At 68.7% G+C, this 16,756-nt stretch carries 13 protein-coding genes; 7 read left to right on the top strand and 6 right to left on the bottom strand.

The features are described 5' to 3' along the window. Positions 1–16: 16 nt before the first annotated feature. Positions 17–808, top strand: a complete 792-nt coding sequence (locus Q8N10_RS17230) for a phytanoyl-CoA dioxygenase family protein (protein WP_304777225.1) — start codon at positions 17–19, stop codon at positions 806–808. Then, complete coding sequence (locus Q8N10_RS17225; protein ID WP_304777224.1) at positions 808–2,202, top strand: S9 family peptidase; 1,395 nt, start codon at positions 808–810, stop codon at positions 2,200–2,202. The genes Q8N10_RS17230 and Q8N10_RS17225 overlap by 1 nt, the downstream gene beginning before the upstream one ends. Here Q8N10_RS17225 and Q8N10_RS17220 read toward each other — a convergent pair. From Q8N10_RS17220 to Q8N10_RS17210, 3 genes are read right to left on the bottom strand one after another with little or no spacing between them, the layout of a single operon-like run. Further along, complete coding sequence (locus Q8N10_RS17220; protein ID WP_305663961.1) at positions 2,138–3,193, bottom strand: 2-oxoacid:ferredoxin oxidoreductase subunit beta; 1,056 nt, start codon at positions 3,191–3,193, stop codon at positions 2,138–2,140. The two genes, Q8N10_RS17225 and Q8N10_RS17220, sit on opposite strands and share 65 nt — an antisense overlap. Next, the gene (locus Q8N10_RS17215; protein ID WP_304777222.1) at positions 3,190–5,037 is read right to left on the bottom strand and encodes a 2-oxoacid:acceptor oxidoreductase subunit alpha; all 1,848 of its coding nucleotides are present in this window, start codon (positions 5,035–5,037) and stop codon (positions 3,190–3,192) included. Before Q8N10_RS17215 ends, Q8N10_RS17220 begins: the two co-directional genes overlap by 4 nt. Continuing rightward, on the bottom strand, positions 5,025–6,809 hold the full coding sequence (locus tag Q8N10_RS17210; protein ID WP_304777221.1) for an FAD-dependent oxidoreductase: 1,785 nt from the start codon (positions 6,807–6,809) through the stop codon (positions 5,025–5,027). The genes Q8N10_RS17215 and Q8N10_RS17210 overlap by 13 nt, the downstream gene beginning before the upstream one ends. A 298-nt stretch (positions 6,810–7,107) precedes the next feature. Here Q8N10_RS17210 and Q8N10_RS17205 point away from each other — a divergent pair, with 298 nt between their 5' ends. From Q8N10_RS17205 to Q8N10_RS17185, 5 genes are all read left to right on the top strand, one after another. Next, positions 7,108–7,263, top strand: coding sequence for a hypothetical protein (locus Q8N10_RS17205; protein WP_304777220.1), 156 nt, complete (start codon positions 7,108–7,110; stop codon positions 7,261–7,263). A gap of 157 nt (positions 7,264–7,420) precedes the next feature. Next, a complete protein-coding gene (locus Q8N10_RS17200; protein WP_304777219.1) occupies positions 7,421–8,821 on the top strand; it encodes an ethanolamine ammonia-lyase subunit EutB in 1,401 nt (466 codons plus the stop codon). Then, positions 8,821–9,606 carry an ethanolamine ammonia-lyase subunit EutC gene (eutC, locus tag Q8N10_RS17195; RefSeq protein ID WP_304777218.1) on the top strand — a complete coding sequence of 262 codons (786 nt, stop codon included), beginning with the start codon at positions 8,821–8,823 and terminating at the stop codon, positions 9,604–9,606. Before Q8N10_RS17200 ends, eutC begins: the two co-directional genes overlap by 1 nt. 102 nt (positions 9,607–9,708) lie before the next feature. After that, entirely contained in the window at positions 9,709–12,066 is a 2,358-nt protein-coding gene (locus Q8N10_RS17190) for a PAS domain-containing hybrid sensor histidine kinase/response regulator (protein ID WP_304777217.1), read from the top strand. Positions 12,067–12,135: 69 nt separating this feature from the next. Further along, entirely contained in the window at positions 12,136–13,062 is a 927-nt protein-coding gene (locus Q8N10_RS17185) for an aldo/keto reductase (protein WP_304777216.1), read from the top strand. A 90-nt stretch (positions 13,063–13,152) separates the two neighbouring features. Here Q8N10_RS17185 and Q8N10_RS17180 read toward each other — a convergent pair whose 3' ends face one another. From Q8N10_RS17180 to Q8N10_RS17170, 3 genes are all read right to left on the bottom strand, one after another. Beyond that, complete coding sequence (locus tag Q8N10_RS17180) at positions 13,153–15,069, bottom strand: methyl-accepting chemotaxis protein (protein ID WP_304777215.1); 1,917 nt, start codon at positions 15,067–15,069, stop codon at positions 13,153–13,155. Positions 15,070–15,128: 59 nt separating this feature from the next. Continuing rightward, positions 15,129–16,307, bottom strand: a complete 1,179-nt coding sequence (locus tag Q8N10_RS17175) for a carbohydrate porin (protein WP_304777214.1) — start codon at positions 16,305–16,307, stop codon at positions 15,129–15,131. Positions 16,308–16,434: 127 nt separating this feature from the next. Beyond that, a complete protein-coding gene (locus Q8N10_RS17170) occupies positions 16,435–16,704 on the bottom strand; it encodes a hypothetical protein (protein ID WP_304777213.1) in 270 nt (89 codons plus the stop codon). Positions 16,705–16,756: the final 52 nt, after the last annotated feature.

The raw sequence follows: 16,756 nt of genomic DNA, 5'->3' as shown, positions 1-16,756 counted from the left end.
GCCGGGGGAGCAAACCATGGTTGCGGGCCATATCGAGCGCGTGCAGCGCGACGGCTACACCATCGTCGAGAACGCCATTCCGGCCGACCTGGTGGAGGCGCTGAACGACACCCTGCTGCGGCTGGAACGCGAGCTGGACGCCAAGCCGGCGATGAACGGTTTCGAGGGCCACCGCACGGTGCGGATCTACAACCTGCTGGTCCATGATCCGGTGTTCGCCGAGGTCCCGGTCCACCCCGCCGTCCTGCCCATCGTCGAAGGCGTGCTGGACGAGGGCTGCCTGATTTCCTCGCTCTCCTCCATCGCCATCGACCCGGGCGAGCGCGCCCAGCCGATCCACGCCGACGACCAGGTGATCCCGCTGGCCAAGCCGCACGCGCCGCTGGTCTGCAACTCCATGTGGGCGCTCACCGACTTCACGGAGGCCAACGGTGCGACGCGGCTGGTTCCGGGCAGCCATCTGAGACCGAACCCGGACTATGGCGGGTCCTACGACACCATCGCCGCCGAGATGCCCAGGGGCTCGGTGCTGATCTGGGACGGGGCCCTGTGGCACGGCGGCGGCGCCAACCAGACCGACACGCGGCGCACCGGGATCGCCATGAACTACTGCGCGGGCTTCGTGCGCCAGCAGGAGAACCAGCAGCTGGGCATTCCGCCGGAGAGGGTGCGGGGGTTCGCGCCGCGGCTGCAGGAGCTGGTGGGCTACGGGGTCTATCGCGGCCTGATCGGTCACATCGACAAGCAGAGCCCGGCGCAGCGGCTGACGGGGGGTGGGAGCTTCAAGTCGATCTGGGACCGTACGTGATGGCCCTTCGACATCTGGCGGTCGCCGGCGTCGCGGTGGGCCTGCTGGCGGGCTGCGGCGCGCCCCGGCTGCCAAAGATGACCGCCGACCAAAACTGCCACATCGGCGTCTACCGGATGGCCGACGGCCGGCTGCTGGACATCGGACCGGCCGAAGGCTCCGACCTGCGCTGGCGGCTGCAGGACGGACAGGTCGGCCGGCTGCACGCCGACCGGGCCTGGGCGGCCACCGTGGGCTGGACCGACCGTCCCGACACCACCACCGTGCGCTGGGGCGATCGTTGCGATGACGTCACTCTTGTCACGCCCCAAGGATCAGTCGCAGGACGGCGGGTGGCGCTGGAGGTTCGCGAGACCAGCTTCATGAGCGGCGACCAGACCCTGTTTGGCCGGCTGGTCCTGCCGCCCGGCGATCAGCCGGTCCCGATCATCGTCCAGGTCCACGGGTCGGAAAAGACCGCCGCCAGCCTCTATAACCCCATCCAGCGCTTGTTCCCGGCCCAGGGCGTCGGCGTCTTCGTCTATGACAAGCGCGGCACGGGACGCTCCACGGGCGCCTACACCCAGGACTTCCAGGTATTGGGCCGGGACGCCGCCGCCGCCGCCATGGCCGCGCGGCGCCTGGCGGGGGCCCGCGCTGGCCGCGTCGGGTTCGAGGGGGGCAGCCAGGGCGGCTGGGTCGCCCCCATTGCGGCGAACCTGACCCCGGTGGATTTTGTGATCGTCGGCTATGGCCTGGCCGACACCGCCTTCGCAGAGAACCGCGACGAGGCCTTGCAGGACATCGCGTCCCACGGCCCCGGCGCCCGCGCCGGGGCTCTGGAGGTCATCACCGCGACGGAGGGTGTGATGGGCTCGAACTTCACGTCGGGCTTCGAGCGGCTTGAGGCGGCCAAGGCCCGATACGGAAAGCAGCCCTGGTTCAAGGACCTGAAGGGCGAGTTCACCGGCGACCTTGCGAAATATCCAAGCTGGATCCTGCGTATCGTCGGCCCGACCTTCAACCAGCAGACCCCCTGGACCTATGACCCCCTGCCGACCCTTCGGCGGCTGGAGGCCCCGACGCTCTGGGTGCTGGCCGGCGAGGACACCGCAGCCCCGGTGGCCGAGACACGGCGCCGGCTGCTGGCGCTACAGGCCCAGGGCCGTCCGATCACCGTGCTGGAGTTCCCGAAAACCGAGCATGGCATGTTCACCTTCGAGACGGACGCCAAGGGTGAGCGGCGCAAGGTCCGCTATGCCGAGGGCTATTTCCAGACCAGCCTTGACTGGGCCCGGACCGGCGCCCTGGCCGGCCCCTACGGCGACGCAGTGCTGCTGACGCCCGGGCCTAGCGCAGGCTCGCGTTCAGCCGCTCCAGAACCTTCGAGCCCGGGATCAGCTGGGCGTCGGTGAGCTGGTTGAGGGGGGTCTCCACGGTCTCCAGGCCCTCGTGCAGGTCCTGCGCCCTGGGATCAACATAGAGCAGGCCGGTGACCACCTCGCCCTGCGCCTGGCGGCCGGCCAGATAGGCCATGGCCGAGATGCGGTCGGTGGGGTCGTAGTGTTCGGCCAGCTTGTGCAGGTTAAGGACGGAGCCGTCGTGCTGGGTCACCAGGGTGTTGGTCCCGGGCTCGTAGTCGACATGGATCGCCTCGCGCGACACCACGAAATCGAGCGTGTTCACCGCCTCGTTGTGATCGCGGACATAGTCGAAGCTTTTCGTGGAGCCCGCATGATTGTTGAACTGAATACAGGGGCTGATGCAGTCGATGAAGGCCGAGCCCTGGTGGCTCAGCGCCGCCTTGATCAGAGGCACCAGCTGGGCCTTGTCGCCGGAGAAGGAGCGGGCGACGAAGGTGGCGCCCAGCTGCAGGGCGACGCTCACCAGGTCGATGGCGCTGTCGTGGTTGACCACGCCCTTCTTGGACTTTGAACCCTTGTCGGAGGTGGCGGAGAACTGGCCCTTGGTGAGGCCATAGACCCCGTTGTTCTCGACGATATAGGTCATGTTCACCCCGCGCCGGATGGCGTGGGCGAACTGGCCAAAGCCGATGGAGGCGCTGTCGCCGTCCCCGGAGACCCCCAGATAGATCAGGTCGCGATTGGCCAGGTTGGCGCCGGTCAGCACCGAGGGCATGCGGCCGTGCACGGTGTTGAAGCCGTGCGAGGCGCCCAGGAAATAGTCCGGGGTCTTGGACGAGCAGCCGATCCCCGACAGCTTGGCCACGCGGTGCGGCGGCAGGTCGAGTTCGTAGGCCGCCTGGATGATGGCCGCCGAGATCGAGTCGTGGCCGCTGCCGGCGCACAGCGTCGAGACCGAACCCTCGTAGTCGCGGCGCGTCTTGCCGAGGGCGTTCTCCACCAGGCGCGGGTGATGCAACTGGGGCTTGGTGATGTAGGTCATTCGGCGGCCTCCGGAACCTGGCGGCGTTCCGGCGTCGGCGCGGCGGGGCTAAGCTGGCCGGCGATTTCTCCGGCGATGAAACGGGCGGTGATGGGGGTGCCGTCATAGTGCAGCACCGCGGTGAGCTTGGCCGGATCGACCCCGCCCTCGTTCATGATCAAGGTGCGCAGCTGGCCGTCGCGGTTCTGCTCCACCACGAAGACCTCGTCTTGGGCGGCGATGAACTCGAAGACCTCATCGGCGAAGGGGAAGCCGCGCACGCGCAGGGCGTTCACGAAGCGGCCCTGGGCTTCCATCACCTGCAACGCCTCGTCCATGGCCGCGCCGGTGGAGCCGTAATAGATCACGCCGGTGCGGGTCGGACGCGAGGCGTCGCGGCGGACCGGCGCCGGCACCAGGCCCTTGGCGGTCTCGAACTTGCGCAGCAGGCGCTGGACGTTGTCGACATAGACGCCGCCCTCCTCGCTGTAGCGGGCATAGGGATTGCGCGAGGTGCCGCGGGTGAAATAGCCGCCCTTGGTGGGATGGGTCCCCGGATAGGTGCGGAACGGGATGCCGTCGCCATCGACGTCGAGATAGCGGCCGAAGTCGCGGCCGGCCTCCAGCTCGTCATGGGTCATGACCTTGCCGCGATCCAGGGTGCGGCTGTCGTCCCAGGCGAAGGGGACGGTCAGCCACTCGTTCATGCCGATGTCGAGGTCGAGCATGACGAAGATGGTGGTCTGCAGGCGGTCGGAGAGATCGAAGGCCAGAGCCCCCATCTCGAAGCATTCCCCCGGATCCTGCGGCAGCAGCAGGACATGCTTGGTGTCCCCGTGGCTGGCATAGGCGGCCGAGAGGATGTCCGACTGCTGGGTGCGGGTGGGCATGCCGGTGGACGGGCCGCCGCGCTGCACGTCGAAGATCACCGCCGGGATTTCGGCGAAGTAGGACAGGCCGACGAACTCCTGCATCAGGGAGATGCCCGGGCCCGAGGTGGCGGTGAAGGCGCGCGCGCCATTCCAGCCGGCGCCCACCACCATGCCGATGGAGGCGATCTCGTCCTCGGCCTGGACGATGGCGTAGCGGGCCTTCCCGGTCGCAGGATCGGTCCGGTAGTCGCCGCAGAACTCGGTGAAGGCCTCGGCGAGCGAGGTCGAGGGCGTGATGGGATACCAGGCGCAGACCGTGGCCCCGCCGTAGACGGCGCCCAGGCCGGCGGCCATGTTGCCCTCGACATAGATGCGGTCGCCCACCTTGTCGGCGCGCCGCGCCCGAAGGCCGAGCGGCGCGAGGTTGGCCTTCACATAGTCGGCGCCCATGTGCAGGGCCGCGACATTGGCGGCGATCAGCCGCTCCTTGCCGGCGAACTGCTCGGCCAGCAGTTGCTCGATGACCCCGATCTCGATGTCCAGCAGGGCCGCCAGGGCGCCCACATAGATGGTGTTCTTGAACAGCTGGCGTTCGCGCGGGACCGAATAGGCCTCGTTGCACATCGCGGTCAGGGGGACGCCGACAACCGTGATGTCCTGGCGGAATTTCGACGGCGGCAGGGGCTTGGTCGAGTCGTAGAACAGGTAGCCGCCGGGCTCGATCTCGGCCAGGTCCCGGTCCCAGGTCTGGGGGTTCATCGCCACCATCATGTCGACCCCGCCGCGGCGGCCCTGGTGGCCGGCCTCGGTGACGCGGACCTCATACCAGGTGGGCAGGCCCTGGATGTTGGAGGGGAAGATGTTGCGGGCCGCCACCGGCACGCCCATCCGCAGGAAGGACTTGGCGAACATCGCGTTGGCGCTGGCCGAGCCCGAGCCGTTGACGTTGGCGAACTTGACGACGAAGTCGTTGACGGCCTCTAGCGGGCGCATGGTTTTTCCCCCGCATGGGTCATCTCGAGTGTGAACTGCTGCATGTCCCAGGCGCCGGTGGGACAGCGCTCGGCGCAGAGACCGCAGTGCAGGCAGACATCCTCGTCCTTGACCATCACCCGCCCGGTCTTCAGCTCGCCGGAGACGTAGAGGTCCTGGGTCAGGTTCAAGGCCGGGGCGCTGAGCCGCATCCGCAGGTCGCCCTCCTCGCCATTGGCGGTGAAGGTGATGGCGTCCACCGGGCAGATGTCGACGCAGGCGTCGCACTCGATGCAGATCGGCTCGGCGAACACGGTCTGGACGTCGCAGTTCAGGCAGCGCTGGGCCTCGGCGAGACCGAGCTGCAGGTCAAAGCCCAGCTCCACCTCCAGCTTCACATTGCGCAGGGCCTCGTCCTTGGCCCGCAGGGGCACGCGGTGGCGCAGGTCGTTGGAGACGTCGTTGTCGTAGCTCCACTCGTGGATGCCCATTTTCTGGCTGACCATCGAGGTTCCAGGCGCCGGCCGGTCGCGGACGTCCTGGTCCTGGCAGAACCGGTCGATGGAGATGGCCGCGTCGTGGCCCTGGGCCACGGCCCAGATGATGTTCTTGGGTCCGAAGGCCGAGTCGCCGCCGAAGAACACCCGAGGCAGGGTGGACTGGAAGGTGACCTCGTCGACCCGGGGCATGCCCCATTCGTCGAACTCCAGGCCAAGGTCGCGCTCGATCCAGGGGAAGGCGTTCTCCTGGCCCACCGCCACCAGGACGTCGTCGCATTCGAAGTGCTGGTCCGGCTCGCCCGACGGGACCAGCTTGCGGCGGCCACGCTCGTCGAACTGGGCCACCACCTTCTCGAACAGCACGCCGGTGAGGCGGCCGTTCTCATGGGTGAATTCCTTGGGGACCAGGAAGTTGAGGATCGGGATGTCCTCGTGGATGGCGTCTTCCTTCTCCCAGGGGGAGGCCTTCATCTCGTCGAAGCCGGAGCGGACGATGACCTTGACGTCCTCGCCGCCCAGCCGGCGCGAGGTGCGGCAGCAGTCCATGGCGGTGTTGCCGCCCCCCAGGACGATGACCCGCTTGCCGATCCTGTCCACATGCTCGAAGGCGACGCTGGAGAGCCAGTCGATGCCGATGTGGATATTGGCGGCGGCCTCCTGGCGGCCAGGCAGGTCCAGGTCCCGGCCGCGCGGCGCGCCGGTGCCGACGAAGACCGCGTGATACTCCTCCTCCAGCAGGTCCTTGAGGCTGTCGACCCGTTGGCCCAGCCGCATGTCGAGACCCAGGCCGGTGATGTAGCCCACCTCCTCGTCGATCACCTCCTCCGGCAGGCGGAAGCGGGGGATCTGGCGGCGAATCATGCCCCCGGCCTTGGCGTCGCCGTCGAAGACCACGACGTGATAGCCGAGCGGGGCGAGGTCGCGGGCCACGGTCAGGGCGGCGGGTCCGGCGCCCACCAGGGCCACCCGCTTGCCGTTACGCGGCGCGACGGTGGGCAGGAAGGCGGAGATGTCGGACTTGTTGTCGGCGGCGACCCGCTTGAGCCGGCAGATGGCGACGGGCTCATCCTCGACCCGGCCGCGGCGGCAGGCGGGCTCGCAGGGGCGGTCGCAGGTGCGGCCCAGGACGCCTGGGAACACGTTGGAACGCCAGTTGACCATGTAGGCGTCGGAGTAGCGGCCGTCGGCGATCAAGCGAATGTATTCAGGGACTGGAGTGTGGGCCGGACAGGCCCACTGGCAATCGACAACCTTATGAAAGTAGTCAGGCCCCTCGGTAATGGTGCGCTGCAAAACAAATTCCTTCCCGCGACGCTCTACTCTCGCGGTTGCGAAACGCCCTCCTGCTTTCAGGACTGCGTCCGCCGACCCCGACGCGGCGTGGGTTTCATCTAAATACCGTTCCACGCTCAGGCCAATACGCTTTCTGATCATCGATCACTGAAAAGCCCGCGGACCGGGGTCGCGCACCGGCAGGTCAACAGTGCGTGAGAGTCAGGCCGATCGGCGAAGTGTCGCTTTTCTTAACGAGAGATGAACGGCATCCTGCTCTTCCCGCGACAGGCGAGCGCTAACCTTGGAGAAGCGTCCGATGCCGAACGAAATGGACCTGCTGCCCGACGCGATCATCTCGCCCTTCGAGGACGAGGTGTCCTACGATGACTCCCTGGACGCCGACGTGGCGATCAACGACCGCCGCGCCCGGGCCGAGAACGCCGAGGCCCTGAGGCTGGCGCGGGCTCTCTAGACCCCGCTCATCCCGGCGAAGGCCGGGACCCAGATTCATCTAAAGCGTGGCGGTATGTCGCTGCTCCTTTGAGCGCGTCCTGACATTGATGTGGGCTTCACCTGGGTCCCGGCCTTCGCCGGGATGAGCGGGGTTGGGAGCTTGGCGCGAAGGCGCCATGATCCCCGCCTGCACGGGGCGCGCCATGGGTTATCGTCAGGTCGTCGGCACGACCACCTGGACCTTTCCGGACCTGAAGGACCTGCTGGCCAAGGCCTCGCCGCTGCGGTCGGGGGACGCCCTGGCGGGACTGGCGGCGTCCTGCGCCCAGGAGAACGTGGCGGCCAAGCTGGCCCTCGCCGAGGTTCCGCTGAAGACCCTGCTGGACCAGCCGCTCATCCCCTACGAGACCGACGAGGTCACGCGGCTGATCTGCGACAGCCATGACGCGCAGGCCTTCGGCCCCATCGGCGGCCTGACGGTCGGGGCGTTCCGCGATTTCCTGCTGTCCGAGACCACCACGCCGGCGGTGCTCGCCCGCCTGGCGCCGGCCATCACCCCGGAGATGGCGGCGGCGGTCAGCAAGCTGATGCGCAATCAGGACCTGATCCTGGTCGCCTCGAATTGCCGGGTGACGACGAGGTTCCGCAACACCATCGGCCTGGCCGGGACCCTGGCCGTGCGCCTGCAGCCCAACCATCCCACCGACGACCCGGCCGGGATCACCGCCAGCGTGCTGGACGGCCTGATGTACGGCTGCGGCGACGCGGTGATCGGGATCAATCCGGCCTCCGACAGCCTGGCCGCCACCGGGGAGTTGCTGCGGCTGCTGGACGGCCTGATCGGGCGGTTCGAGATCCCCACCCAGGCCTGCGTCCTGGCCCACGTCACCACCAGCCTTGAGCTGATAGAGCGCGGCGCGCCGGTGGATCTGGTCTTCCAGTCAGTGGCCGGCACGCAGGCCGCCAACGCCAGCTTCGGCGTGAACCTCGCCCTGCTGAAGGAGGGGCGCGAGGCGGCCCTGTCCCTGAAGCGCGGCACGGTGGGCGACAACGTCATGTACTTCGAGACCGGCCAGGGTTCGGCCCTGTCGGCGGGCGCCCACCACGGCGTGGACCAGCAGACCCTGGAGGCGCGGGCCTACGCCGTCGCCCGCGCCTTCGATCCGCTGCTGGTCAATACGGTCGTCGGCTTCATCGGGCCGGAGTACCTCTACGACGGCAAGCAGATCATCCGGGCGGGGCTGGAGGACCACTTCTGCGGCAAGCTGATGGGCGCGCCCCTGGGCTGCGACGTCTGCTACACCAACCACGCGCAGGCCGATCAGGACGACATCGACACCCTGCTGACCCTGCTGGCCACCGCGGGCGTCACCTTCGTGATGGGGGTGCCGGGGGGCGACGACGTGATGCTGAACTACCAGTCCACCTCCTTCCACGACGCGCTCTATATCCGTGAGCTGCTGGGCCTTGGGCGGGCGCCGGAGTTCGAGGCCTGGCTGGAGGGCATGAAGATCACCGGCGGCGACGGGCGACTGCTACCGCGCACGCCCACCCACCGCCTGCTGATGGGGGTCTGATGGGCGAGCCCCCTGCCCGCGATCCCTGGACCCAACTCACCGGCCTGACCGCCGCACGGATCGCGCTGGGCCGCGCAGGCCCCGCCCTGCCGACCCGCGAGGTGCTGGCCCTGGCCCTGGCGCACGCCCAGGCCCGGGACGCGGTGCACGCCCCTTTCGACGCCGACGCCGTCGCCCGCGGCCTGGAGGCGCTTGGCCACGCCACGGTCCAGGTGGCCAGCGCCGCGCCGGACCGGGCGACCTATCTGCGTCGGCCAGACCTTGGGCGGAGGCTGTCGGGCGCCGGTCGGGAGACGCTCGAGCGCAGCGGAGCGCGTGGATCCGAACTGGTGCTGGTGGTGGCTGACGGGCTTTCCAGCGCCGCCGCCAACGCCCACGCCGTTCCCCTGGTGGCCGCCCTGGCCCCCTATGTCGATCGCGCGGGATGGAGTCTCGGGCCCGTGGTCATTGCGACCCAGGCCCGGGTGGCCCTGGGCGACGAGATCGGCGAACGCCTGGGCGCCGGCATGGTGGCCCTGCTGGTGGGCGAACGGCCCGGCCTGTCGAGCCCCGACAGCCTGGGGATCTACCTGACCCACGCGCCCCACGTGGGCCGCACCGACGCGGAGCGCAACTGCATCTCCAACATCCGCCCTGAGGGCCTTTCCTATGAGGAGGCGGCCTTCAAGCTGGCCTGGCACATCGCCGAGGCGCGGCGCCTTGGCCTGACCGGTGTCGGGCTGAAGGACGAAAGCGACCTCGTGAGCCTCACCCTAGAGAGCCGGGTCCCACTGCCACCGGCTTGATCAGGCCGCTGCCCTGCGGCGAATTTTCGCGGCGGCTTTCCCCTTTGTTCATTCTCGGCGTAACAGAGTTAATCCTTGGAAGACTTGAAGGGGGGCAGAGGCTTGGAGCCGCGCAGCGACCTCGACAGCCGGCTGGCGCGTATCGCGCGGGCGACCTCCAGCGGCACGGTCCTGCTGGACACCGCGGGCCGCATCGAGTGGATCAACGAGGGCTTCACCACCATCACCGGCTATTCTCTCAACGAATGCCGGGGCCTGACGCCCTGCGCCCTGCTGGAATCCCCCCACACCAATCCTGAGACCCTGGCCCGCCTGCGCGGCTACATCGCCGGGGGCGAGGGTTTCCGCCTCCAGGTCCAGCTGCAGGCCAAGGACCAGCGCCAGTTCTGGATCGACCTGGACGTACGCCCGACCTACGACGCCGCGGGCGCCCATGACGGCTTTGTCTCGGTCCAGACCGAGGTCACCTCAGCCAAGCGGTTCGAGGCGCGGTTGAAGGCCACCTCGACCTCCCTGCGCTCGGCTGGCCACCTCGCCCGCCTCGGCGGCTGGGAGGTCGACCTGCGCAACGGAACGGTGCGCTGGGGCCGTGAGGTGCAGGAAATGCTCGGGCGCTCGGAGCGGGTTGAGAGCTTCGCCAGGATCCTGGAGATCTACCCGGAACGCGAGCGCGACCGGGTCCGGGCCTATACCCGCCAGGCCATGCAGACCGGCGAGCGCGTCGAGTTCGAGAGCCCCATGATCACCCCCGGCGGCGAGGACCTCTGGTTCCGCATCGTCGGCGAGCCGGAGATGGCCGACGGCAAGTGCGTGGCCCTCCATGGCGCCATGCAGGACATCACCGCCCAGCGGCGGTCCCATGCCGAACTGCTGGAGTCCGAGCGCTTCGGCCGTGGCGTGATCGACGGCGTGGCGGCCATGCTCACCGTCATCGACGAGACCGGCGCCATCGTCGCGGCCAACCAGGCCTTCCGGGCCCGGGGCGCGGAGCTCGCCAAGAGCGACACCTATCACCTGGGCCGCAACCTCTTCGACGTGGTGTCAAAGCTGCCCGGCAACCACGGCAAGGCCTTGGTGAAGGGCCTGCGCGCCATCCTCACCGGCAAGACCAAGTCCTTCATCCGCGCCTACCAGGCCGGCAGCGGCGAGTGGTTCCGGATGACCGCGGCGCGCTTCGCCGGCGAGGGTCCCGTTCGCTGCGTGGTGATCACCCAGTCCATCCAGGACCTGAAGGAGTCTGAGGACCGGCTGCGCGACCTGAACGTCACCCTCGAGCGGGCGCGCGACGACGCCAACGCCGCCAACGAGGCCAAGTCCGCCTTCCTGGCCACCATGAGCCACGAGATCCGCACGCCGCTGAACGGGGTGCTGGGGATGGCCCAGGCCATGGCCCGCGACGACCTTCCGAAAATCCAGCGCGAGCGACTGACGGTGATCCGCCAGGCCGGCGAGACGCTGCTGGCCCTGCTGAACGACCTGCTGGACCTTTCGCGCATCGAGGCCGGCCGGCTGGAGCTGGAGGCCTCCATGGTGGACGTCGAACAGTTGGTGGAAGGCGCGCATGCCACCTTCACCACCCTGGCCACCGAGAAGGACGTCAGCTTCGCGGTCTCCGTGGCGCCGGAGGCGCGCGGCGTCTGGGCCGGCGACCCGACGCGGGTGCGCCAGATCGTCTACAATCTGGTCTCCAACGCCGTGAAGTTCACCGACCGGGGCGAGGTCCGCGTGGATGTCTCGGTCGCGGCGCCGCACCTGGTGTTCAAGGTCACCGACACCGGCCCCGGCATCGCCGCCGACCGGCTGGGCGCCCTGTTCCAGAAGTTCGTCCAGGAGGACGCCTCCACCACCCGGCGGTTCGGCGGTTCGGGCCTTGGCCTGGCCATCTGCCGGGAGCTCGCCACCCTGATGGGCGGCGAGATCGAGGCCGCCAGCGTCCTGGGCCAGGGATCGGTCTTCACGGTGCGCCTGCCGCTGACCCGCATCGGCGACGCCGACGGCCAGGCGGTGCGCGATGACGCCTTCGAGGCCCCGCCCCTGCGCGACGGCTCGGCGCTTCGCATCCTGGCGGCCGAGGACAATCCGATGAACCAGCTGGTGCTGCGCACCCTGCTGGCCCAGGTCGGCGTCGAGGTGACCTGCGTCGACAATGGCGAGCTGGCCGTGGCGGCGGCGGCCACCGGTGACTGGGACGCGATCCTGATGGACGTGCAGATGCCGGTGATGGACGGCCCCACCGCCACCCGCCTGATCCGCGAGTCGGAGCGCAACGAGAACCATCGCCGCACGCCGATCATCGCCCTGACCGCCAACGCCATGGCCCACCATGCGGCCGAGTACACGGCCGCCGGCATGGACGTCCTGGTGCCCAAGCCGCTGGAGCTGGAGCGCCTGCTGATCGCCATCCAGACCGTGCTCGACGAAGCCGACGCCGAACAGCTCGACGTCGTCAGCTGCGCGTGAGCTAGCGCCGCCGCGCATTCGCGTCCTATGCTCCGCCCCATTGAAACCAAAGACATTGGGAGCGGCGACATGGAACAGCGGCGATTGGGAACCAGCGGCCTGAAGGTCAGCGCCATCGGTCTGGGCTGCAACAATTTCGGGATGCGGATCAGCGCGCAGGAGACCCAGACCGTCGTCGACGCGGCGCTGGATAACGGCATCACCTTCTTCGACACCGCCGACGTCTATGGCGGCACGAAGTCCGAGGAATTCCTGGGCGCGGCCCTGAAGGGCAAACGCGACAAGGCGGTGGTGGCAACCAAGTTCGCCATGGGCGAGAACGCCGGCGGCTCGCGCCGCTATGTGGTCAGCGCCGTTGAGGCCAGCCTCAAGCGCCTGGGCACCGACCGCATCGACCTCTACCAGATGCACCGCCCCGATCCCGACACCCCCATCGACGAGACCCTGCGGGCGCTGGACGACCTGGTTCGCGACGGCAAGGTTCTCTACCTGGGCAATTCCAACTTCGCCGGCTGGCAGATCGCCGACGCACATTGGAGATCACAAACGAGTGGGCTGGAAAGATTCGTCTCGGCCCAGAACAACTACAGCCTGCTGGAGCGCAACGTGGAGCGCGAGGTGCTGCCGGCCTGCGAGAAGTTCGGCCTGGGCTTCCTGCCGTTCTTCCCGCTGGCCTCAGGCCTGCTGTCGGGCAAGTACAGCCGTGGCGAGGCGCCGCCCGAGGGCACCCGCCTGGCCGCCTGGGGTCCGCGCGGCGCCGCGGCCCTGAGCGACAAGAACTTCGACCAGATCGAGAAGCTTGACGCCTGGGCCCGGGATAACGGCCACACGATCCTGGAACTGGCCTTCGCCTGGATCCTGGGTCACCCGGTGGTCAGCTCGGTGATCGCCGGCGCCACGCGGGCCGACCAGATCGTCGCCAACGCCAAGGCCGGCGACTGGAAGCTGACCCCGGAACAGGTGGCCGAAGTCACCAAGCTGGTCAGCAAGGACTGACGGAAGCGCCCAAGAAAAACCCTCCCCCTGGGGAGGGGGAGGGCCTTACTGACGAACCGCGGTGGAGGACGCTGCGGGTCGAATTGGGGTCTAGAATTCTTCCCAGCTGTCGTCGGCCGGACGCTGGGCCACCTGGGAGGTGGCGCGCATCTGCGGGCGCGGGGCGTGGGAAGCGGCCGGCGCCTGACGGCGGGCGCCCTGGGGGGGTTGAGCCACGGCGCTCGTCTTGAAGCGGGCCACCAGGCGGTTCAGCTCCTGAGCTTCCTGCGCCAGGCTGTGGCTGGCCGCGGTGGACTGCTCCACCATGGCCGCGTTCTGCTGGGTCACCTGGTCCATCTGGTTGACGGCGGCGTTGACCTGGTTGAGGCCGGTGGCCTGTTCCTGGGACGAGGCCGCGATCTCCGACACCAGGCCCGAGATTTCGCTGACCTTGTTGACGATGCCGGCCAGCGCCGTGCCGGTCTCGCCCACCAGGCGCACGCCGCTTTCCACCTGACGGGTGGAGGCGGCGATCAGGGTCTTGATCTCCTTGGCCGCTTCCGCCGAGCGCTGGGCGAGCGCCCGCACTTCGGAGGCCACGACGGCGAAGCCGCGGCCGGCGTCGCCAGCGCGGGCGGCTTCAACGCCCGCGTTCAGGGCCAGCAGGTTGGTCTGGAAAGCGATCTCATCGATCACCCCGATGATCTGGCTGATCTGCTTGGAGGAGGACGCGATCTCGCCCATGGCGCCGACCGCCTCGTTGACCACCACGCCCGAGCGTTCGGCGTCGCCGCGGGCGGCGTTGACCACATCGTTGGCCTGCTCGGCGCCAGCGGCGGACTTCTTCACCGTGACGGTGATCTCGTCCAGGGCGGCGGCGGTCTCTTCCAGGCTGGCGGCCTGTTGTTCTGTGCGGCGCGACAGGTCGTCGGCGGCGTTGCTGATTTCGCCGGCGCCGTTCCGCATGCTGGACGCATTGGCGGCGATAACCAGCATGGCTTCCTCCAGCCCGCTCATAGCGCGGTTGAAGTCGTCCTTCAGCTTCACATAGGCGATAGGGAAGTCGTCGGGCAGGCGGTGCATCAGGTCGCCGTCGGACAGACGCGACAGGCCTTCGGCCACCGACTCCACCACGTGCGCCTGTTCGGCGGCGAGCGCGGCGCGCTCGGCCTCGGCGCGCTGGCGTTCCTGGGCGCTCTGGGCCTCAAGGCGGACCTTCTCGGCCTCGGCGGTGGTCAGGGCCAGGCCGTTCTCCTTGAACACCTGGACGGCGCGGGCCATGGCGCCGATCTCGTCGCGGCGCTCCTTGCCCGACACGTGGGTGGTCAGGTCGCCGGAGGCGAGCTGGTCCATCGCCTGGGTCATGCCGGCGATGGGACCCGCGATCTCCTTGCGCGAAATATAGATGGCCAGAGCGCCCAGCAGCAGGGCGCCCGTGCCGCCCGCGCCCACCAGCCACCAGAAGACGGCCTGCTTGTCCTTCGCCGCGTCCACGGCGGCCTGGTCGATGTCTTTCATCTGCTGCCGGATGAGCAGGGCGATGGCGGCGTCGACCTTGTCGTACACCGGGGTCATCTTGTCCTGCAGGGTGCTCTCGCAGTCGAACAGCAGGTGGATGAGGCGTTGCTCGCTCAGTTCCTTGTTGAGAGCGATATAGGTCTCGAGGTTCTCGGTGATCGTGTTGTAGGGCGCGACGTGCTCACCCTCGATGAGGGGCTTCATGTCCTTCAGCGCGGCGCGCACCTCGGCGATCTGAGCGTCGAATTCCTTCTGCAGCTCCGGCAGCTGGGCGTCGTCGGTCTCCACCACCGTCTCGTAGGCGATCTGGTGCATGCGGGCGAAGGCACCATCGACCCTGGCGGCCAAGCGCGTGCCCCTCACCGGATCATTCACCAGGAACTGGGTGGCCTGCGCCATCTGATTGGCCTTGATCACCGCGAAGGCGGTCATGCCGGCCGTGAGGCTGAGCAGCATGGCCACGATCACCAGGATCTTGGCGGAAATCCGCAGATTGGAAATAAAACTCATGAAATCAGCCCTCGGCCGGACGCACGCCGGAATTTAGAATTCTGGTTAATCGCAGTTGGTTACAAATCGATGGACACCCGCAGGGCGAGAACGACGGCGGCCTCGGCGTCGCGGTCGCCGCCGGGGTGGACGACGTACTGCAGGCTGGGCTGCAGGCTGAGCCGCGGGGCGACCTTGTCGGCGTAGGTCAGCTCCAGGGTTGACTCCGACGACGCCGCGGAGAGCCCGCCGCCCGCCAGGATCTGCTGGAACTTGTCGGAGAGGCCGCCATAGGCGACCCCGAGGGACAGGGCCGAATCCGGCCGTCCGCCGAAGACCTGTCTCATCAGCAGGCCCGCCTGGGCCCCGCCCTTGAAGGGGGTGGTGTCGCCGTCCGAGACGCCGACGCGGAGAAAGCCCGCCACCGCGCGGACCTCGCCCTGCGCCCCCCGGAGGGGGTGGTCCACCAGCAGGTAGGTGCCGGCCGCCGTGCGCTGCGCAGGAAGGCCCGCGGCGTCGAGATCGACGAGGTCGTTCTGGTTCCTGCTGTAGCGCCAGAGCCCCACGGCCACCTTGCCGCGCCCGGTCCAGCCCGCCTCGGCCGCCAGCAGGACGCCGTCGTCGAAGTCGGTGTTGACGCCGCCAGGGTCCCCGAGGACGCCGGCCTTGGCGTTGATCGCCGCGGCCTGGATGTAGCTGGTGTCGGAGGGCGCGATGCGGACCCGCAGGCCCAGCGCCGTGGAGGGGAAGATCGACGGGCCGTTGGGGCCGGTGGCGGCCAGTTCCGAGCCGATGCCGAAGGGGGGCGCGATCAGCAGGCCCGCCGCGTCGGTGGTGTAGAATTCGCTGTTGAGATCATAGAGGCCTGCCCGCACAGAGGCCCGGCCGAAGTCCTGCTGCAGCCAGGCCTCGTAGACCTTGCCCCGTGGACGGGTGACCTCGATGTTGCTGATCCCCTGCAGGGTCCCCGCCAGGTCGTTGGGGGCGCCGCCGGAATTGTTCAGCAGCGAGAGGTGGGCGGTGGCGCCGGCCCATCCAATGGCCTTGTCGAGGTCGAGGTCGCCCTCGATCATCAGGTTGTCCAGGAACCGGCCGGCCTGAGACGCGCCGCCCGAGACCGGACCCGCGACATCGGCGGTATAGGTGGCCGCGAGGGCCCAGGCGCTGTCCTGGGCGAAGGCCGGCTGGCTGAGCAGGGCCGCCCCAACGGCAAGGCCCAGGAACGCGAGGCGTCGCCCCTCCATGGTCGTCACGGTCATTGGTGGTCCCACGCGAACCCGCTCTCGAGGCGGGCGTCATGGGCCAGGTTCGGCGAGGCTCCTTAAGATCAAGCTTAAGCAGACGCGCGCGATTGTCGCAGGCCGCATATCGCGTTCAGCGAAGGGGCTAGCCGTCCAGCTTGTCGGGCTTGAGGTTCATCAGCCCGCGCCGCTCCAGCTCGCCCAGCAGCTGGTCGACCTGGCTGCGCAACTCCAGCATGCCTTCGGGGCTGAGGATCAGGAAGCCGGACTTCACCACCTCGGTGACGCCGAGATTGTTGGAGACATTGGCCGCCAGGGCCACCCGGAACACACCAGACTGGAAGCCCAGGCCCGCCACCTTGTCGGCGAAGATCATTGGCAGGTCGAAATCGGGAAGGCCGGGGGGACTGGACATGGCGGCAAGCTGCCATGATTCCCCACTCGCCACCCTGGCAAGCCGGGCCAAG

The organism is Phenylobacterium sp. (assembly GCF_030693625.1).
GTDB classification, from domain to species: Bacteria; Pseudomonadota; Alphaproteobacteria; order Caulobacterales; family Caulobacteraceae; genus Phenylobacterium; species Phenylobacterium ferrooxidans.
The sequence above is the reverse complement of the archived record's forward strand: the minus strand, read 5'-3'. Positions and strand labels throughout refer to the sequence as shown.